The following is an 18,350-nucleotide window of genomic DNA, read 5'->3' as shown; positions in this document are numbered from 1 at the left end:
TGGCCGACGCCCTCGTCGCCCGCGTCACCGGCTCGGTCGACCAGGACGGTCGGCCCGTGGTGCCCGTGTCGGTCGGGCTGGTGATGACCGACCAGGCCCTGTTCGCCGGAGCCCACGACACCGCAGACCTCGACGGCTACGGCCCGATCCCCGCAGGCCTGGCCCGCTACCTGCTCCTGGCCGCCGGCGACGCCAAGACCCGCACCTGGCTCCGCCGCCTCTACACCCACCCCGCCACGGGTGAGCTGGTCGCGATGGACTCCCGCCAGCGCCTGTTCACCGGCAACCTCGCCCGGTACGTCCGCCACCGCGACCAGTGGTGCCGCACCCCCTGGTGCAACGCCCCCATCCGGCACGGCGACCACGTCACCGACTGGGCCGACACCGCCACCACCGACGCAGACGACGCCCAAGGCCTCTGCGAATCCTGCAACCACGCCAAACAAGCCCCCGACTGGCACGCAAGATCCAGCCCCGGTGCCGGACACACCGTGGAGACCACCACCCCCACCGGCCACACCTACACCTCCCACGCCCCACCCGTCATCGGGCTACGCCGCGGCGCCTACCAACAACAATGGGAAGGCCACTGGACCCTCGTCAGCTGACTTTCTCTTGCGCCTTGGCGGCGAGGTGACGAGCCTGGTACCAGGGCACTGACTTCTGCCTCCTCTCTGCGGAGAGTTGAGTTGAGAGGAGATCTCATGAGTGATCCGCACCGGGTTCGCGTGAAGCTCATCTGTCGCTCAAGACACGAGCACGAGTTGTGCCTCATGACAAGACGAGGGGTCCCGCCAGAACTGCGGTGCGAGTCCGCCGCTCCTAGCGGATTCGGCGGAGGCGGAGATGGTTGTCCGATCCCACCCGACATCGACCGGCGCGTGGAGAGCGAGCTGGGTCGGAACCTCCAGGAAAGCAAGCGCCGCGGGTTCGTGCTGATCGAGGGATAGGTATGACAGGGCCGTCCAGCCTCGTCGCGCCGTGCGCTCGGATCGCCGCGGTAAGACGCACCTCGGTGGTTCCGGCTGTGCGCGGCAAGCATGCCGGGCTGAACGGCTCATCTCGAGGAGCGCGAGGACTGCCAGCCGGTTCGGGCTCGGGCAGATCGCGCCGTCATGACTGCTGAGAGCCATGAGCCTCTTGCCATCGATATGGCGCCCGGCTCTATGAATCAGATGGGACAGTTGACCCGAGTTCCAGAGGACATCGCTCTCATTGTCCTGACGTCTCGCAGGCGGGCGTCAGGCTAACCGAAACAGCATGATGTCGATGCGACGATCGCCTCACATCGAGGTATGGGACGTGCCACCGCGCCAGGGGGCCCGCAGCCGGGCAGGGCCTGAGGTTCAGGGCGTCTGCTGACGCGACCACATCATCACTGCACCCGGCTCTTGTGCGCACCCAATTGCGAGCTCGCCCTGGAACACGTGATCCACTCCGCGAGCGGTCACCTGCCACGAAGCTCCGACCTCCGACGTCATCGCCTCCTGGTAACTGTGATGGTGGACGTGTTTGCTCTCGTCTGTGAACACGGCGAAGACCTCATCCTCCCGGGCGGTCCCGCGCGGCGGAAGGTCCCCCACGAACCACGACACCACATAACCGTGCTCTGTCAGCTCCACGTCGATGGCGAGGGATGCCTTCGCTGTGTTGGGTGGGCTGAAGGAGGGGATGGCCATGCTGCCCATGTCGAAGCCGTACGGCTTCAAGTCGCCCCACTTGGGTGGTGGGCCGGGAAGCAGTTGGAACGGCTGAAAACTCCCCCCGTGGTCGCAGTAGTCGGTGTCCCAAGCTCCCAGGACGAACACACCCGGCGGGAACATGATCTCGACCCGGACGCTTTCGAGGTATCGGTCTGACTCGTTGCGGACCAGGAAGCGACCTCGTGCGAGCTCGTGTCGGACGAACTCGGCCGTTACGTCGGGGAGCAGCTCGCGCGACTCGTGAGCCCAGCGCTCAACGTCCGCGCGGAACCGGTCAGGCGTGCGCCGATCAGGACGGGACATTGACGGCTCTAGCATCGCCATCAAGCGGGCGGAGTGGGGGCTGGCCGGTACGTCGGGGACGTTCTCCACTAACGCGTCCGCCTGCGCGTCGATCATGCTCTTAATGAGGTCACGAACACTTGCCAAGCTCACACGGTCGAACATGCCGTCATAGGAGACGCTGACGGCTGCGCCGGTGTGGGGCGCTCGCGCCTTACGCTGTTCCAACTGGGCGATGTCATAGCTCGTTGCGGGTCTCGTCTGGCCAGGCAGCCGCACGAAGACTTCGCCGTCCCGCACCGCCAGCCTGTCGGTGTCGGACGTGTAGTCCTTCCTGCACGCGTGGATGCCGTCACCCCAACTCGGCGGGTCCACGATCACAGCAAGCACCAAGCCGTTGGGATGGTTGAGGAACTGGTGATCCCACCGCGGACCGTTCTCGCCGACGTACGAAACGACAGCATCCCGCAGCACAGCGCTATCGACCTGCTCCGCGCCCACGACCGCCCGACCGTCGATTCCCACAAGTACCACGCCATAGCCGCCCAAATGTCTCTCTGCAGCGTCGGGCATTCGATTAGCCATGGCCAAGATCGCGCGAGACACCACGACAGCAGAGCGCTTGCGATCGGTTCGTGATCCGAAGAGGAGCGTTCCCTTTAGCTCGAGCCAGTCGACCTCGGAAAGGTCACCGAGCGAGAGTGCATGGTCGACCAGCGCGAGCCAACCGGCCGTGCCAGTCGGTAGGCGAGTCAGGTCTGCTTCCACGCAGCTGATTGTTCACCAACGCGCCGACAGGCGGCGTGCAACGCGTCTGCCCAGTGCGGCTCCACGCTCGTCGGCGTGAACCCGGCTAGTATGCCCGCGTCCTCTTGGGCGGTATGCCCCGTGCGACGACCAGCCGGGCCTCGTCACATTGCCGCCCCAGTCGTCTGGGGAACCGGCTGTCGGAGTCGCGTGCTTCGATGCCGGCATGGTCGAGGTGGTCGTCGGCGCGCTGATGCGGGAGGGTCGGGTCCTCCTGGCGCACCGCAGGACGGACAAGCATGTTCGGCCGGGACTCTGGGACCTGCCCGGTGGCGTCGTCGAGTCGGGGGAGTCCGAGCTCGACGCCCTGGGCCGTGAGCTCCGCGAGGAGCTCGGCGTCGAGGTGTCACCGGACGCGGTTGGGCACCTGGCTCGGGTGGTCGCGGGACCTGACGACGATCCGGTGTCGATCAGTGCTTGGCTGGTGGAGGAGTGGGAGGGCACGCCAGCGAACCTCGCGCCCGAGGAGCACGACCTGCTCGGGTGGTTCGACGTCGAGGAACTGCCTCCGTCTCCCCACATCGTCGTGCGCGCCCCACTGGTCGACGCGATGCGTCGGGGCCGAGCACACCTTGCCCCGCCGAGGGACCATGGCTGGGTGAGCGAGCACGTCGGCGACGCGACACCGGAGTCGGTCTGGGACTACCCCCGGCCGCCGGTCGTCGTCCCCTCGGCCGAGCACGTCGTCATCGAGCTGGACGGCGAGGTCGTGGTCGACACCCGGTGCGCGCTGCGCGTCCTCGAGACCAGTCACCCACCCGTCTACTACCTGCCTGTCGACGCGGTCCGGCCCGGCCTGCTCAGACCCGTGGCCGGGACGACGTGGTGCGAGTTCAAGGGAGTGGCGTCGTACTTCGACGTCGCGTCGCCCACGGGACGGGTCATCGAGCGGGCGGCCTGGCACTATCCGGATCCGACGCCCGGTTTCGAGGCCCTGGCCGGGCATGTCGCCTTCTACCCCGCGCCGATGGACCGATGCTCGGTCGACGGCGAGACGGTCGTGGCGCAGCCGGGTGACTTCTACGGCGGGTGGATCACCAGCCGCGTCACCGGCCCCTTCAAGGGGGCGCCCGGCACCGCCGGCTGGTAGCGAGGGCAAGCGCCTCAGACGACCCGCACCGGCGTACGCCGCACGGTGAAGTCCCAGACCTTGCCCGACAGCTCGCGGCTGAGCCGGATGCAGCCGTGCGACTTCGCCATGTCGGTGCCCAGCAGCCAGTCGGCGTGGATCTGGCGGCCGGATGCCATCGACCGCGGGATGCGGTGGAAGCCGATGCCGCACGGCGCGAACCGCACGAAGTTGTCGAGCCACATCGCCCCGCTCGAGGCCCGGTTGAGCTTGATCCGGGCGGCGCGGCCGCAGTAGGAGCCGGTGGCGTGAGAGCCGCGGCGCAGCACGCCGGGGTTGTCGATCATGCCGCCCTCGGCTACCACGCGGCCCGCGGGCCCGACCAGCCACACCCAGTTCTGTCGCTGCGAGATCACGATCCGGCGACCCGTACCGGAGTGGGCGGGCACCGGGCGCCGGTCGCAGCGTGAGGCGGCCCACCGGCCCTCGGCGTACAGCTTGCGGGTCGTGCGCTCGTCGAGCCGTCCGGTCTGGACGAAGCCGTGGCGCGACTGGAACCGGATCAGCGCCGACCGGGTCCACGCGTCCGACCTGCCGTCGGCGCGGCCGGCCTGGCAGCCGAGGGCGTTGAGCCGCCGCTGCGCCTGCACGACCCGCTCCTCGCCCGGCGCGGCCGGCCGGGCGGCCGCCGGGACGAGGCTCAGCAGGAGCACGACGACGGTCCCGACGACGACGCTCACGAGCGCGCCGGGAGCTGACCGGAGGAGCCGCTTCACGTCCCTCATCCAACCCCCTGGGAGCCGGAGTCGAAAGGCCGGAACGGGTAGGCCTTTCTGCCCTACGCGGCGACCAGGCGCGGGGCGAGCGTGGGAGGCGGCCAGAAGGAAGGTTCCCCACCATGCGACCCACCTGGAGGAACGGCGGCGGCCACCGTCGCCGTCCGGTCGCAGCGGCGGGGTGCTGCACGACGACCGAGGACCGGATGACGGAGATGTACGGCGCGGGCGGACGCAGCCACACCCCCGTCTGGTCACCGGTCGTGACCTCCTCGACGGGCGCCAGTGCGCTCCTCGGCGAGGCTGACCACGTCCACCGGCTCCGGGCTCGTCACTGACCCGTCACTGACCCGTCACTGACGAGGCCCGGCCGCGGACGTCCGGGCCGCCGCGAACCCGATCGGGCTCGCGGCGGCCCCCGGCGCGTCCCGGGCGCGTTCCGGGCGCGGGCTTCGCGGTTCGGCGCGCCGAGGCGGCTTCGGTCCTCTACGGTGTGTGCCTCGGTCGTCGGAGCCGACAGAGGTCGAGGGAGGTGCGCTCGTGGTCGCCCCAGCCGAAGCCGCGGAGCTGTGGCGACTCACGCTGCAGCACTCACCGATCGGCCAGGCCCTGGTGGGCGTCGACGGCCGGCTGCTGGTGGTCAACCGTGCCCTGTGCGAGATGCTCGGGCGTTCCGAGGACGAGCTGCTGCGGCTCGGGTTCCAGGAGATCACCTACCCCGACGACCTCGACGCCGACCTGGCGATGTTCGGCCAGGCCCTGGCCGGCGAGGTCGACTCCTACCGACTCCACAAGCGCTACGTGCACACCGACGGCCGGGTGGTCTGGGGCGACCTGTCCGTGGCGGTGGTGCGGGCGGTCGACGGCGCGCCACGGTTCTTCATCTCCCAGCTCCTCGACGTCACCGAGCAGCGCGCGAACGAGGAGCGGCTCGAGGCCGCGACCGCCGAGGTGGAGCGCGAGCGCCAGACGCTCGAGGCGATCTTCGACACCGTCAACGTCGGCCTGCTGCTCATCGGTCCCGACGGCCGGTACGAGCGGATGAACAAGCGGCACGCCGAGACCATGCACCTCCCGTTCCCGGCCGGGCACGGCGGGGCCGCCGGGCAGCTCGGCGAGGTCTACCTCCTCGACGGCCGGACGCCGATGCCGCGCGAGGCCATGCCGTCCTACCGGGCGGCCCAGGGGGAGGAGTTCGACGACTACACCTACTGGGTGGGTGGCGACCCGGCGACCCGCGCGGCGTACTCCACCTCGGCGCGTCAGGTGCGCGGGCCCCACGGCGAGCGGCTCGGCGCGGTGCTGGCGTACCAGGAGATCACCGACCTGATCCGCGCCATCGAGGTCAAGGACGAGTTCGTCGCCTCGGTCTCGCACGAGCTCCGGACGCCGCTGACCTCGATGCTGGGCTACCTCGAGCTGCTCTGCGAGAGCGACGAGCTGACCGCCGGCGCGGCGGCGCAGCTGCGGGTGGTGCAGCGCAACGCGCTGCGCCTCCAGGCCCTGCTCTCGGACCTGCTGCTGATCGGCCACGTCGCCGACGGCACCCTGGAGCTGCGCATCGGGGCGACCGACGTCGCGACGCTCGTGCGCGAGGCCGTGGAGACCATGAGCGAGTCGGCCCGGCGGGCGGACGTGGCCCTCAGCACGGACGTGCCCGACCACCTGCCGATCCGCGCGGACGGGCAGCGGCTGCGGCAGGTCGTCGACAACCTGCTCTCGAACGCCGTCAAGTACAGCCGCAGCGGGGACGAGGCGTCCGTGCGGGCCTGGCGCGAGGGCGAGGCGATCGTGATCGAGGTCGCCGACACCGGGATCGGCATCGCCTCCGACGAGATCGACCACATCTTCGGTCGCTTCTTCCGCGGCGGCGAGGCGATCGAGCAGCAGATCACCGGCACCGGGCTGGGACTGAGCATCGTGGGGTCGATCGTCGCCGCCCACGACGGCACGGTGACCGCCGCGAGCGAGCAGGGGCGCGGTACGACGTTCCGCGTCACCCTGCCCGCTCGCTGAGCGATCAGTGGAAGGAGCCGAGCCCCTCCCGCTCCAGCAGCATCGTCAGGCCACCGTTCCAGAACGAGAACCCGGCGCCGGTGATCATCGCGAGGTCGAGGTCCTCGGCAGCGACGACCACACCCTCGTCGAGCATCCGGCGGGCCTCGTCGGCCAGCCCGGTGAGCACCCGGGTGCGGATCTCGGCCTGCTCCAGCACGACCGGCGACTCCGGCTTCTCGAGCAGCGCCTCGACCTCGGGGTCGATGGCACCGTCGGGGCCGTAGTACGAGGCCTTGCGCGCCGCCACGACCCGCTCGAGCGCGGGGGAGACGTAGAACCGGTCCGGGAAGGCGCCGTGCAGCGTCTCGTTGTTGTGGAGCGCGATGGCCGGGCCCACCAGTGAGAGCAGCATGAACGGCGGCATCGGCGCGACGCCCGCGAAGGCACCGTCGACGACCGGCACCGGGGTGCCCTCGTCGACGATGCGGCCGACCTCGCCCATGAACCGGCCGAGCAGCCGGTTGACGATGAACGACGGGCTGTCCTTGACCAGGATCGTGGTCTTCTTCAGCGCCTTGCCGGTGGCGAACGCCGTGGCGAGCGTGGCGTCGTCGGTGCGCTCGCCCTTGACGATCTCGAGCAGCGGCATCACCGCCACCGGGTTGAAGAAGTGGAAGCCGACGACCCGCTCGGGGTGCTCGAGGTCGGCGGCCATCTCGGTGATCGACAGCGAGGAGGTGTTGGTCGCCAGGATGCACTCGGGCGACACGGCCTTCTCCACGTCGGCGAACACCGACTTCTTGACCGACATCTCCTCGAAGACGGCCTCGATGACGAAGTCGGCGCCGGCGAAGCCCTCGGCCTTGTCGACCGCGCCGGTGACCAGCGCCTTGTGCCGGTTGGCCTTGTCCTGGTTGATCCGGCCCTTGGCGTGCAGCTTGTCGATCTCGGCGTGGACGTAGCCCACACCCTTGTCGACGCGCTCCTGGTCGAGGTCGGTGAGGACGACGGGCACCTCGAGCCGGCGGACGAACAGCAGCGCCATCTGCGAGGCCATCAGGCCAGCGCCCACGATGCCGACCTTGGTGACCGGGCGGGCGAGCGACTTGTCGGGGGCACCGGCCGGCCGCTTGGCGCGCTTCTGCACCAGGTCGAACGCGTAGAGCGACGCGATCAGCTCGGGCGTCTTGGACATCGCCTCGAGGGCGTCGTCCTCGCGGGCGAAGCCGGCGTCGCGGTCGCCGTCGCGGGCGGCCTCGATGAGCTCGACGGCCTTGAGGGCCGCGGGGCTCGCGCCACCCGTCTTGGCCTGCACCAGAGCGCGGGCCCGCTCGATCGCACCGTCCCATGCGCCCCGGTCGACCTCCGGGCGCTCGACCACGGTCTCGCCGGCCAGCACCGAGTCGGCCCAGAGCAGCGACTGCTCGAGGTAGTCGGCGCCGGAGAAGCACGCGTCGGCCAGGCCCAGCTCGAAGGCCGCCTTGCCCGACAGCGTCTTGCCGTTGTTGAGCGGGTTCTCGAGGATCACGGTCACGGCCTTCTCGGCACCGACCAGGTTGGGCACCAGGAAGGCGCCGCCCCACCCGGGCACGAGGCCCAGCATGACCTCGGGCAGGCCGAGCGCCGGGGCGCTGTCCATCACCGTGCGGTAGGTGCAGTGCAGGGCGACCTCGAGGCCACCGCCGAGCGCCAGGCCGTTGACGAAGCCGAACGACGGCTTGACCTTGCCGTCGGCACCGTCCTGCAGCTTGCGGAAGACCGCGTGGCCCAGCTCGGCGACGACGCGTACGGCGTCGGGCCCGCCGCCCGAGATCGACGTCAGGTCGGCGCCGGCGGCCAGGATGAACGGCTTGCCGGTGACGCCGAGCGCCGTGACCTCGTCGTCGGCCAGCGCGGCGTCGATCGCCTCGTTCAGCGCGAGCAGCGAGCGCGGGCCGAACGTGTTGGGCTTGGTGTGGTCCTCGCCGTTGTCGAGGGTGATCAGGCCCAGCACGCTGCCCGAGGGGAGCGTGACCTTGCGCAGGTGGGCCTGGGTGACGCGCTCGGCGTCGGAGGAGATCTCCTGGGCGCGCTTCAGCAGGGGGGTGATGTCGGACATGTCAGGCCGCCTCTCCGGTCCAGTGCGGGTTCTCCCAGATGACCGTGCCGCCCATGCCGATGCCGATGCACATGGTGGTCAGGCCGTAGCGCACCTCGGGGCGCTCCTCGAACTGTCGGGCCAGCTGCGTCATCAGGCGCACGCCGGAGGACGCCAGCGGGTGACCCATCGCGATCGCGCCGCCGTAGGGGTTGACCCGCGGGTCGTCGTCGGCGATGCCGAAGTGCTCGAGGAACGCGAGCACCTGGACGGCGAAGGCCTCGTTGACCTCGAACGCCTGGATGTCGTCGATGGTGAGGCCGGCCTGCTTGAGCGCCTTCTCGGTCGAGGGGATCGGACCGGCGCCCATCACCTCGGGCTCGACGCCGACGAAGGAGTAGGCGACCAGGCGCATCTTGATCGGGAGGCCGAGCTCGCGGGCGGTCTCCTCGTCGGCCAGCAGGGCGGCGGTCGCGCCGTCGTTGATGCCGGCGGCGTTGCCCGCGGTCACCTTGCCGTGGGCGCGGAACGGCGTCTTCAGCGCGGCGAGCGACTCCATGGTCGTGCCCGGGCGCATCGGCTCGTCGGTCGTGGCCAGGCCCCAGCCCTGCTCGGCGGAGCGGGTGGCGACCGGCACCAGGTCGGGCTGGATCTTGCCGGCCTCGTAGGCGGCGGCCGTCTTCTCCTGGGAGCGCACGGCGTAGGCGTCGACGCGCTCCTTGGTGATCGTCGGGTAGCGGTCGTGCAGGTTCTCGGCGGTCTTGCCCATCACGAGCGCGTCGGGGTTGACGATCCGCTCGGAGAGGATCCGCGGGTTGGGGTCGACACCCTCGCCCATCGGGTGGCGGCCCATGTGCTCGACGCCACCGGCGATCGCGACGTCGTAGGCGCCGAACGCGATGCCCGAGGCGGTCGTGGTCACGGCGGTCATCGCGCCGGCGCACATCCGGTCGATCGCGAAGCCGGGCACGCTCTGCGGCAGGCCCGAGAGGAGTGCCGCGGTGCGACCGATGGTCAGGCCCTGGTCACCGATCTGCGTGGTGGCGGCGACGGCCACCTCGTCGACCCGCTCCGGCGGGAGCGAGGGGTTGCGCCGCATGAGCTCGCGGATGCACTTGATCACGAGGTCGTCGGCGCGGGTCTCGGCGTACTGGCCGTTGGCCTTGCCCACGCCGAAGGGTGTGCGGACGCCGTCGACGAAGACGACCTCACGCAGCTGTCGGGACACGCTCATCTCGGGGGGTCTCCTCAGGGGTTCGGGAATGCCCCGTAGGTTACCCCGCAGTAACAACACCGGCACGCGCCGCCGATGTGACCTCGGACTCGCCGCGGGGGCTGGGTCGCGCCCCACTACGCTGTGCCCATGCCTGAGCGCCTGGTGCACATCGTCGACGAGGTCCCCGAGCTCGACGTCGCCCGTTCGCAGGGCGCGTTGACGATGGTGCTCGTGCTCGACGGGTTCCTCGACGCGGGCAACGCCGCGGGGCGGGCCGCCCAGCACCTGGTCGACCTCTCCGACGGCCCCGTCGTCGCGACCTTCGACGTCGACAAGTTCCACGACTACCGCGCCCGGCGGCCCCCGATGTCGTTCGTGCGCGACCACTACGACAACTACGACGCGCCCCGGCTGGTCGTCCGGCTGCTCCACGACGCCGGCGGCACGCCGTACCTGCTGCTGCAGGGCCCCGAGCCCGACAACCGCTGGGAGGCGTTCTGCCGGGCGGTGCGCGAGGTGGTCGAGCGGTTCGGGGTGACCCGGGTCGTCGGCATGGGCGCGGTGCCGATGGCGGTGCCGCACACCCGCCCGATCGCGATCACCCACCACGCCAACAAGCCCGAGCTGCTCACCGGCGAGAGCCCGTGGCGCGGCGAGCTGCGCATCCCCAGCAGCGCCCAGGCCCTGCTGGAGATCCGGCTGGGGGAGTGGGGCCACGACGCGATGGGCTTCGTCGCGCACATCCCGCACTACCTCGCCTCGATGGACTACCCCCGCGCGTCGGCCGCCCTGCTCGAGCAGGTCGAGATCGCGGGCCGCCTCACGATCGACCTCTCCGGCGTGCGCGCCGAGGCCGAGGACCGCGAGGCCGAGATCGCCCGCTACCTCGCCGCCAACGAGGAGGTCGCCGAGGTGGTCGCCGCCCTTGAGCGGCAGTACGACGCGTTCGAGCGCGCCGAGGAGAGCGGGTCGAGCCTGCTCGCCCAGGAGCAGCGGCTGCCCACCGGCGAGGAGATCGGCAAGGAGTTCGAGCGGTTCCTCGCCGGCCTCGACCGCCCTGACACCGACCCCGGCGCCGGCGAGACCCAGGACTGACCCGGGTGCCGAAGAACGCCGACGAGCTCGTCGCGCTGCTCGACCTCGAGCGCATCGACGACAACCTGTTCCGTGGGCAGCAGATGCCCTCCTCCCTGCCCCGGGTGTTCGGGGGTCAGGCGGCAGCCCAGGCGCTGGTGGCCGCGACCCGCACCGTGGACCCGGCGTACGTCGTCCACTCGCTGCACTCCTACTTCCTCCAGCCCGGCGACCCCCAGGCGCCGACGATCTACGACGTCGAGACCCTGCGTGACGGGCGCTCGTTCGCGACCCGGCGGGTGCTGGCGCGCCAGCACGGTCGTCCGATCTACGCCTTGACGGCCAGCTTCCAGCGCGACGAGGACGGCTTCGAGCACCAGGAGCCGATGCCCGCGGTGGTCCCTCCCGAGGAGGCCGTCAACGCGCGCATGGTCGCCCGTGAGCTCGACCCCGGTCGGGACACCGAGGGCGACGTGGAGTGGGACGTCGTGGACTTCCGCTACGTCGGCTCCGACGGCGACGGCCGGCTCGAGCCCGACCCCGCCCACCCGGCGCGGCAGCGATTCTGGCTGCGGGTCTCCTCGCCGCTCCCCGATGACCCGGCGCAGCACGTCGCCGCCTTCACCTACCTCTCCGACGTGACGCTCATGGGTGCGGCCCTGGCGCCCCACGGGATCCGGGTCGGTGACCCCCAGACGCTGGTGGCCTCGCTCGACCACGCGGTCTGGTTCCACCGGCCGTTCCGCGCCGACGAGTGGTGGCTCTACGACCAGGTCTCGCCCTCCGCCTCGGGCGGTCGCGGCCTCGTGCTCGCCCGGGTGTTCACCCAGGACGGCACCCTGGTCGCCAGCGTGGCCCAGGAGGCGCTGATCCGTCCGCGAGGTGCCCGTGGCTGAGGAGCTGAAGCCGGCCGAGGAGCTGGTGGCCCTGCTCGACCTCGAGCGGATCGACGCGGACCTGTTCCGGGGCGGCCAGCCCGACTCCGAGCGGGCGCGGGTCTACGGCGGACAGGTGGCCGCGCAGGCCCTCATCGCGGGCATCCGCACCGCGGACCCGGCGTACGCCGTGCACTCGCTGCACTCCTACTTCCTGCGCGGCGGGGACTACTCCGTCCCGATCGTCTACGACGTCGAGCGGATCCGTGAGGGGCGCTCGTTCCTGACCCGTCGGGTGGTGGCCCGCCAGCACGGCCGGCCGATCTACTACCAGAGCCTCAACCTCCAGCGGGCCGAGGACGGCTACGAGCACCAGGACGTCATGCCCGAGGTCAAGCCGCCCGAGGAGGGCATGGACCTCGTCGCCGTGATGCGTCGCGGCGGCGACGCCGAGGCCGACGCGCTCGGCAAGGAGTGGGGCGCGCTCGACGTGCGCTGGCTGGGCAACTCGCGCGTCGGTCTCGACCCCGACCCCGAGCACCCCTCCCAGGCGCGCATGTGGGTGCGGCTCAAGGAGGGGCTCGGCGACGACCCGTTCGTGCACCTGGCGGCGTTCACCTACGCCAGCGACGTCAGCCTGCTCGGCGCCACGCTGGCCGCGCACGGGGCGAACCCGTCGAAGGTCCAGATGGCCTCGCTGGACCACACGATCTGGTTCCACCGGCCGTTCCGCGCCGACGAGTGGTGGCTCTACGACCAGGCCTCGCCGGCCGCGGTCGGCGCCCGAGGCCTGGCCTTCGGCCGGGTGTTCACCCAGGACGGGACGCTGGTCGCCACCGTCGCCCAGGAGGGCCTGATCAGGCCGCGCCGGGAGGATTAGCTCGCGGCGCAGCGGATGTTCGCGACCGCAGCCGGACCTCAGAAGCCGGCGAGGCCGGCCAGCACCGTCAGCACGGCGACGAGCAGCCCGACCCCGCCGACCACGACGGTGGCGCCGCCGAGATGGCGGGCGATCGGCTCCTCGCCGAGCCTGGCGCGCCCGGCGAGGAAGAGAGCGCCGGCGGCGAGCACGCCCTGGGCCACGCCGGTGAGGGCCACCGTGTCGCTGAAGCTGCCCGAGCCGTTGCGGTTGATCCAGCCCTGGACCACGTAGGTCCAGGAGCCGTTGGCCAGGAGGCTGAGGGTGGCGATGATGAGGCCGGCGATGCCGGCTGCGACGGGTGTCAGCAGCCCCGTGGATCCACCGTCGGTCCCACGCGATCCGTGTTCTGCCATGTCTTCCCCCGATGCTCGACGTGGTGGCGGTGCGAGGCTAGCGGGGGATCGCGGTGCCGGCCAGGTGCGGAGCGCCCGACCGGGGGTTCGAGAGCGAGAAGGTGTATCCCGCCCCGCCGCCGGACTCCGTGAGGCGGCGCGAGCCGAACGCCACGCTGCCGGGCAGCAGGATCGGCTTCTTGAACGCCACGTCGACCCGGACCTCGTCGGGGAGCCGGTTCTCCAGGGCGCCGACGCAGCGCGCCATCGACCACATGCCGTGTGCGATCTGGCGCGGGAAGCCGAACGCCTTGGCGGTCAGCCCGTAGAGGTGGATCGGGTTGTGGTCACCCGACACGGCGGCGTACCGGCGGCCGAGGTCGCCGGGCAGCTGCCACGTCGTGCCCGTGGCCGGAGCGTCGGGGAAGCGGGTCTCGACAGGCTCGACCACCGAGGGCGGGGTCTCGACAGGCGCGGCCGACGACGCCGGGTTGCCGCGGCGCAGGAACGTCGAGGTCTCCTCCCAGACCAGCTCCGCGCGCGAGTGGACGCGCGTCACCATGTCGAAGACCTGGCCCTTGGCGTGTGGCCGCAGGTCCTCGGCGTACGCCGTGACCTGGAGCTCCTCGCTGAGCGCGATCGGCCGGTGCTGGGTGATCGAGTTCTCCAGGTGCACCGTCCCGATCGCGGGGAACGGGAAGTCGCCGGCCGTCATGATCTCCATGTGCAGCCCGAACGCCAGCAGGTGCGGGTAGGGCAGCGGGAGCGTGTCCTTGCGCGGGAAGCCGCAGATCGCGGCGTAGCGCCCGACGTGCGCGGGGTCGAGTGCGACGTCGTGGCGCTCGAGCGTGCGCTCGGGCAGCGCGCCTCCGGTCTTGCGGATGCCGGGCAGCAGGTTGACGCCCGGCACCGCGGGCAGCGCCGCGCGTGCCATCGTGGGCAGGCGTTCGGTCAGCCGGTCGGCCAGCCTGTCGGTGAGCATCAGGCCCCCAGCATCATCTGGCCGCAGACGCGGACCACGTTGCCGTTGACGGCCGTCGAGCCGGGGCTGGCGTACCAGGCGATCGCCTCCGCCACGTCGACCGGCAGGCCGCCCTGGGCCATCGCGTTGAGACGCTGACCGACCTCGCGGGTCGCGAAGGGCACCGCCGCGGTCATCTGGGTGATGATGAAGCCCGGCGCGACCGCGTTGATCGTGATCCCGCGGTCGAGCTCGTCGGCCAGCGAGTCCACCAGCCCGATCACGCCGGCCTTGGAGGCCGCGTAGTTGGTCTGGCCGACGTTGCCGGCGATGCCCGCGATCGAGGCGACGCCGATGACCCGGCCGTTGTCGTTGATCACGCCCTGGTCGAGCAGCTCGCGGGTGATCCGCTCGGGGGCGGTGAGGTTGACCGCGAGCACCTGGGCGAACAGGTCACCCTTCTCGCTCGGACGCATGTTGGCCAGCTTGCGGTCACGGGTGATGCCGGCGTTGTGGACGACGATGTCGACCCCGCCGTGCTGGGTCTTCAGGTGGTGCGCGAGCCGCTGCGGGGCGTCCTTGGCGGTGATGTCGAGCACGAGGTGGTCGCCGTCGAGCTCCGCCATCACGGCCTGCAGCTCGCTGGCCGCCTGCGGCACGTCCACGCCGACGACCGTCGCGCCGTCACGGTGCAGCACGCGTGCGATCTGCTCGCCGATGCCGCGGCTGGCGCCGGTCACGAGCGCGACCTTGCCCTCGAGCGGGCGCAGCCAGTCGCCGACCGGCTCGGCGTCCTTCGCGCCGTGGGCGCCGATGCGCACCACCTGGCCCGAGACGTAGGCGGACTTGGGGGAGAGCAGGAAGGCGAGCGTGCTCTGCACGGCACCCTCGGCGCCCTCGGCGACGTAGACCAGCTGGACGGTGCCACCCCGGCCGATCTCCTTGCCGAGGCTGCGGGTGAAGCCCTCCAGCGCGCGCTGGGCGACGCGCTCGCCGCCGGCCACGAGCTCGGGCGGGGTGCCGAGCACCACGACGCGCGGGTTCGGGTCGAGGCTGCGCAGCAGCGGGGTGAAGAAGTCGCGCAGCTCGACGAGGTCGGACGAGCTCGTCAGCCCGGTGGCGTCGAAGACCAGGCCCTTGTACGTCGCCCCACCGTCGGCGTCCGGCGCGGTGCCCTGGTCGACGGCGGTGATGCCGAGGGTGTCGAGCAGGCCGGTCAGCGACTCGGCGAGCCGGCCCCGACCGCCCACGGCGACGGTGCCGTGGACCAGCGGGTCGCCCTCGGCGTACCGCTCCAGCGTGGCCGGGGTGGGCAGGCCGAGGAGCTTGGTGACCTGCTTGCCGATCGCGGACTGGGTGAAGCCCTGGTAGAAGTCGCTCATGGCGGGTATGTAACTCCTTGTGTAACTGGGAGTCCAGATTTCGTGATCTGGCCCTCATGTCCTTCTCTCGATTCCCCGACAGACGCAGGATGAACCCCATGGCTGCCAACACCACCCGCCGCGTCGCCGTCCTCGGCGGCAACCGCCTCCCGTTCGCCCGCTCCAACAGCGTGTACGCCGAGGCGTCCAACCAGGACATGCTCACCGCCGCGATCGACGGTCTCGTCGAGCGGTTCGGGCTGCAGGGCGAGCGCCTCGGTGAGGTCGTCGCCGGCGCCGTGCTCAAGCACGCGCGCGACTTCAACCTCACCCGTGAAGCGGTGCTGGGCTCCAAGCTGGCGCCCGAGACGCCCGCCACCGACATCCAGGAGGCGTGCGGGACCGGTCTGCAGGCCGCCATCCAGGTCGCGAACAAGATCGCGCTGGGTCAGATCGATGTCGGCATCGCGGGTGGCACCGACACCACCTCGGACGCTCCCGTCGCGATCAGCGACCGGCTGCGCAAGAAGCTGATGAAGGTCAACGCCGCGCGCGACACCAAGGGCAAGGTGCTCGCGCTCGGCGCGATCCGCCCCGGCGACATCGGCCTGGAGATCCCGCAGAACGGCGAGCCCCGCACCCGGCTGTCGATGGGCGAGCACGCCGCGCTCACCGCGCTGGAGTGGCAGGTGACCCGCGAGGAGCAGGACGAGCTCGCCGCCGCGTCGCACCAGCACCTGGCGGCGGCGTACGACGCCGGCTGGCTCGACGACCAGGTCACGCCGTTCCGCGGCCTCGAGCGCGACAACAACCTGCGCCCCGACTCCACGGCCGAGAAGCTCGCGAAGCTCAAGCCGGTGTTCGGCAGGGGCGAGGCCGCGACGATGACCGCCGGCAACTCCACGCCGTTGACCGACGGCGCCTCCGCCGTGCTGCTCGCCAGCGAGGAGTGGGCCGAGGAGCACGGACTGGAGCCGCTTGCGTACTTCGTGGACTCCGAGACCGCGGCCGTCGACTACGTCCACGGCGGCGAGGGCCTGCTGATGGCCCCGGCGTACGCGGTGCCGCGGATGCTCGCGCGCAACGGCCTGACGCTGCAGGACTTCGACTTCTACGAGATCCACGAGGCGTTCGCCTCGCAGGTGCTCTCGACCCTCAAGGCGTGGGAGGACCCGGTGTTCTGCAAGGAGCGGCTGGGCCTCGACGCGCCGCTGGGCTCGATCGATCGCTCCAAGCTCAACGTCAAGGGATCCTCGCTCGCGGCGGGTCACCCGTTCGCCGCCACCGGAGGCCGGATCATCAACGTGGCGGCGAAGCTCGTCGCCGAGCGGGCGGCGTCCAACGCCAAGAGTGGCCGGGCGCTGATCTCGATCTGTGCTGCTGGTGGTCAGGGAGTGGTCGCGATTCTCGAGCGGTGATCACGGCTCGATAGCCTGGTCCTTCGCCCAACCGAAGGAGAACCGTGGCCGACCTGGACCCGAAGCTGCAAGACGTCTACGACGAGGTCCTTGGTCGCAACCCGGGGGAGCAGGAGTTCCACCAGGCGGTGCGCGAGGTGCTCGAGAGCCTCGCGCCGGTGGTCAGCAAGCACCCGGAGTACGTCGACGCCGCGATCATCCGGCGGCTCTGCGAGCCGGAGCGGCAGATCATCTTCCGGGTGCCGTGGACCGACGACCGGGGCGACGTCCAGCTCAACCGCGGGTTCCGGGTGGAGTTCAACTCCGCGCTCGGCCCCTACAAGGGCGGGCTGCGGTTCCACCCGTCGGTCTACCTCGGCATCGTGAAGTTCCTCGGCTTCGAGCAGATCTTCAAGAACTCCCTGACCGGCATGCCGATCGGCGGCGGCAAGGGCGGCTCCGACTTCGACCCCAAGGGGCGCTCGGACGCCGAGGTCATGCGGTTCTGCCAGGCCTTCATGACCGAGCTGCACCGCCACATCGGTGAGTACACCGACGTCCCCGCGGGTGACATCGGCGTCGGCGGCCGCGAGATCGGCTACCTGTTCGGGCAGTACAAGCGGATCACCAACCGCTACGAGTCCGGCGTCCTCACCGGCAAGGGCCTGAGCTGGGGCGGCTCGCTGGTGCGCACCGAGGCCACCGGCTACGGGACGGTGTTCTTCGTCGAGGAGATCCTCAAGGCCAGCGGCCAGTCGCTCGACGGCACGTCGGTCGTGGTCTCCGGGTCGGGCAACGTCGCGATCTATGCGATCGAGAAGGTGCACCAGCTGGGCGGCAAGGTCGTCGCGTGCTCCGACTCGGGCGGCTACGTCGTCGACGAGGACGGCATCGACCTCGCGCTGCTCAAGGAGATCAAGGAGGGCCGCCGCGCCCGGATCTCGGAGTACGTCGAGGGCCGGCCGGGTGCCCGCTACGTCGACGGCGGCAGCGTGTGGGACGTGCCCTGCGACATCGCGCTGCCGTGCGCGACCCAGAACGAGCTCGACGAGGACGGCGCCACCGCGCTGATCAAGGGTGGCGTCCGGATCGTCGCCGAGGGCGCCAACATGCCGTGCACCCCGGCCGCCGTCCGGGCGTTCGGCGACGCCGGCGTGGTCTTCGCCCCGGGCAAGGCGGCGAACGCCGGTGGTGTGGCCACGAGTGCGCTGGAGATGCAGCAGAACGCCTCGCGCGACTCCTGGAGCTTCGAGCACACCGAGGAGCGGCTCGCCGAGATCATGCGCGGCATCCACGACCGCTGCCTCACCACCGCCGACGACTACGGCGTGCCCGGCAACTACGTGGCCGGCGCGAACATCGCCGGGTTCATCCAGGTGGCCGACGCGATGATCGCCCTGGGCGTCATCTAGGTTCGCGGCGCGTCAGCGGCTGGCGAGCGCCAGCGCGGACGCGACCAGGTAGTCGCGCACCTGGTCGGGGCTGATGGTGCCGACCGTC

At 71.0% G+C, this 18,350-nt stretch carries 15 protein-coding genes and 1 pseudogene; 9 read left to right on the top strand and 7 right to left on the bottom strand.

Annotated features, from left to right (window positions below):
- Positions 1 to 608: pseudogene (locus tag Q0L15_RS00845) on the top strand (hypothetical protein); the annotation flags it as partial.
- 738 nt (positions 609 to 1,346) lie between these two features.
- On the opposite strand, the gene Q0L15_RS00840 reads toward Q0L15_RS00845, so the two are convergent.
- On the bottom strand, positions 1,347 to 2,753 hold the full coding sequence (locus Q0L15_RS00840; protein WP_296601554.1) for a hypothetical protein: 1,407 nt from the start codon (positions 2,751 to 2,753) through the stop codon (positions 1,347 to 1,349).
- Between the two features lie 205 nt (positions 2,754 to 2,958).
- On the opposite strand from Q0L15_RS00840, the gene Q0L15_RS00835 reads away from it, so the two are divergent.
- Positions 2,959 to 3,882, top strand: a complete 924-nt coding sequence (locus tag Q0L15_RS00835; protein ID WP_296601553.1) for a DUF427 domain-containing protein — start codon at positions 2,959 to 2,961, stop codon at positions 3,880 to 3,882.
- A gap of 14 nt (positions 3,883 to 3,896) precedes the next feature.
- Here the strand turns inward: Q0L15_RS00835 and Q0L15_RS00830 are convergent, their stop codons facing one another.
- Positions 3,897 to 4,637 (bottom strand): L,D-transpeptidase family protein, encoded by a 741-nt coding sequence (locus tag Q0L15_RS00830; protein ID WP_296601552.1) that lies wholly within the window; start codon positions 4,635 to 4,637, stop codon positions 3,897 to 3,899.
- A gap of 122 nt (positions 4,638 to 4,759) precedes the next feature.
- On the opposite strand from Q0L15_RS00830, the gene Q0L15_RS00825 reads away from it, so the two are divergent.
- Both Q0L15_RS00825 and Q0L15_RS00820 read left to right on the top strand, forming a co-directional pair.
- Positions 4,760 to 4,975 (top strand): hypothetical protein, encoded by a 216-nt coding sequence (locus Q0L15_RS00825; RefSeq protein ID WP_296601550.1) that lies wholly within the window; start codon positions 4,760 to 4,762, stop codon positions 4,973 to 4,975.
- A gap of 202 nt (positions 4,976 to 5,177) precedes the next feature.
- A complete protein-coding gene (locus Q0L15_RS00820; protein ID WP_296601549.1) occupies positions 5,178 to 6,653 on the top strand; it encodes an ATP-binding protein in 1,476 nt (491 codons plus the stop codon).
- A 4-nt stretch (positions 6,654 to 6,657) separates the two neighbouring features.
- Here Q0L15_RS00820 and Q0L15_RS00815 read toward each other — a convergent pair whose 3' ends face one another.
- Together Q0L15_RS00815 and Q0L15_RS00810 are read right to left on the bottom strand one after the other, a co-directional pair.
- The gene (locus Q0L15_RS00815) at positions 6,658 to 8,733 is read right to left on the bottom strand and encodes a 3-hydroxyacyl-CoA dehydrogenase NAD-binding domain-containing protein (RefSeq protein ID WP_296601548.1); all 2,076 of its coding nucleotides are present in this window, start codon (positions 8,731 to 8,733) and stop codon (positions 6,658 to 6,660) included.
- 1 nt (position 8,734) lies between these two features.
- A complete protein-coding gene (locus tag Q0L15_RS00810) occupies positions 8,735 to 9,940 on the bottom strand; it encodes a thiolase family protein (protein WP_296601558.1) in 1,206 nt (401 codons plus the stop codon).
- 135 nt (positions 9,941 to 10,075) lie between these two features.
- Here Q0L15_RS00810 and Q0L15_RS00805 point away from each other — a divergent pair, with 135 nt between their 5' ends.
- Genes Q0L15_RS00805 through Q0L15_RS00795 form a run of 3 tightly spaced genes read left to right on the top strand, consistent with a single transcriptional unit; the run spans position 10,076 to position 12,757 of the window.
- Positions 10,076 to 11,023, top strand: coding sequence for a proteasome assembly chaperone family protein (locus tag Q0L15_RS00805; RefSeq protein WP_296601547.1), 948 nt, complete (start codon positions 10,076 to 10,078; stop codon positions 11,021 to 11,023).
- Between the two features lie 5 nt (positions 11,024 to 11,028).
- Positions 11,029 to 11,898 carry an acyl-CoA thioesterase II gene (locus tag Q0L15_RS00800; RefSeq protein WP_296601545.1) on the top strand — a complete coding sequence of 290 codons (870 nt, stop codon included), beginning with the start codon at positions 11,029 to 11,031 and terminating at the stop codon, positions 11,896 to 11,898.
- Positions 11,891 to 12,757 carry an acyl-CoA thioesterase II gene (locus Q0L15_RS00795; protein WP_296601544.1) on the top strand — a complete coding sequence of 289 codons (867 nt, stop codon included), beginning with the start codon at positions 11,891 to 11,893 and terminating at the stop codon, positions 12,755 to 12,757. The genes Q0L15_RS00800 and Q0L15_RS00795 overlap by 8 nt, the downstream gene beginning before the upstream one ends.
- A gap of 38 nt (positions 12,758 to 12,795) precedes the next feature.
- On the opposite strand, the gene Q0L15_RS00790 is transcribed toward Q0L15_RS00795, so the two are convergent.
- The 3 genes from Q0L15_RS00790 to Q0L15_RS00780 are packed head-to-tail and all read right to left on the bottom strand — an operon-like array spanning position 12,796 to position 15,474.
- Positions 12,796 to 13,152, bottom strand: a complete 357-nt coding sequence (locus Q0L15_RS00790; RefSeq protein ID WP_296601541.1) for a hypothetical protein — start codon at positions 13,150 to 13,152, stop codon at positions 12,796 to 12,798.
- A 37-nt stretch (positions 13,153 to 13,189) separates the two neighbouring features.
- Positions 13,190 to 14,113, bottom strand: a complete 924-nt coding sequence (locus Q0L15_RS00785; protein WP_296601540.1) for a MaoC/PaaZ C-terminal domain-containing protein — start codon at positions 14,111 to 14,113, stop codon at positions 13,190 to 13,192.
- Positions 14,113 to 15,474, bottom strand: a complete 1,362-nt coding sequence (locus tag Q0L15_RS00780; protein ID WP_296601538.1) for a 3-oxoacyl-ACP reductase — start codon at positions 15,472 to 15,474, stop codon at positions 14,113 to 14,115. The genes Q0L15_RS00785 and Q0L15_RS00780 overlap by 1 nt, the downstream gene beginning before the upstream one ends.
- 56 nt (positions 15,475 to 15,530) lie before the next feature.
- Here Q0L15_RS00780 and Q0L15_RS00775 point away from each other — a divergent pair, with 56 nt between their 5' ends.
- Positions 15,531 to 16,871, top strand: coding sequence for an acetyl-CoA C-acetyltransferase (locus Q0L15_RS00775; protein ID WP_366939520.1), 1,341 nt, complete (start codon positions 15,531 to 15,533; stop codon positions 16,869 to 16,871).
- Between the two features lie 53 nt (positions 16,872 to 16,924).
- Entirely contained in the window at positions 16,925 to 18,262 is a 1,338-nt protein-coding gene (gene gdhA / locus Q0L15_RS00770; protein WP_296601556.1) for an NADP-specific glutamate dehydrogenase, read from the top strand.
- The last annotated feature ends 88 nt before the right edge of the window (positions 18,263 to 18,350 follow it).

Source organism: Nocardioides sp. (assembly GCF_024509035.1).
Taxonomy (GTDB): Bacteria; Actinomycetota; Actinomycetes; order Propionibacteriales; family Nocardioidaceae; genus Nocardioides.
The sequence above is the reverse complement of the archived record's forward strand: the minus strand, read 5'-3'. Positions and strand labels throughout refer to the sequence as shown.

Excerpts from the sequence above, each read along its gene's own strand:
- Q0L15_RS00835 (WP_296601553.1), top strand. The coding sequence starts at position 2,959 with ATGGTCGAGGTGGTCGTCGGCGCGCTGATGCGGGAGGGTCGGGTCCTC.
- Q0L15_RS00825 (WP_296601550.1), top strand. The coding sequence starts at position 4,760 with ATGCGACCCACCTGGAGGAACGGCGGCGGCCACCGTCGCCGTCCGGTC.
- Q0L15_RS00815 (WP_296601548.1), bottom strand. The coding sequence starts at position 8,733 with ATGTCCGACATCACCCCCCTGCTGAAGCGCGCCCAGGAGATCTCCTCC.
- Q0L15_RS00805 (WP_296601547.1), top strand. The coding sequence starts at position 10,076 with ATGCCTGAGCGCCTGGTGCACATCGTCGACGAGGTCCCCGAGCTCGAC.
- Q0L15_RS00790 (WP_296601541.1), bottom strand. The coding sequence starts at position 13,152 with ATGGCAGAACACGGATCGCGTGGGACCGACGGTGGATCCACGGGGCTG.
- Q0L15_RS00785 (WP_296601540.1), bottom strand. The coding sequence starts at position 14,113 with ATGCTCACCGACAGGCTGGCCGACCGGCTGACCGAACGCCTGCCCACG.
- Q0L15_RS00780 (WP_296601538.1), bottom strand. The coding sequence starts at position 15,474 with ATGAGCGACTTCTACCAGGGCTTCACCCAGTCCGCGATCGGCAAGCAG.
- Q0L15_RS00775 (WP_366939520.1), top strand. The coding sequence starts at position 15,531 with ATGTCCTTCTCTCGATTCCCCGACAGACGCAGGATGAACCCCATGGCT.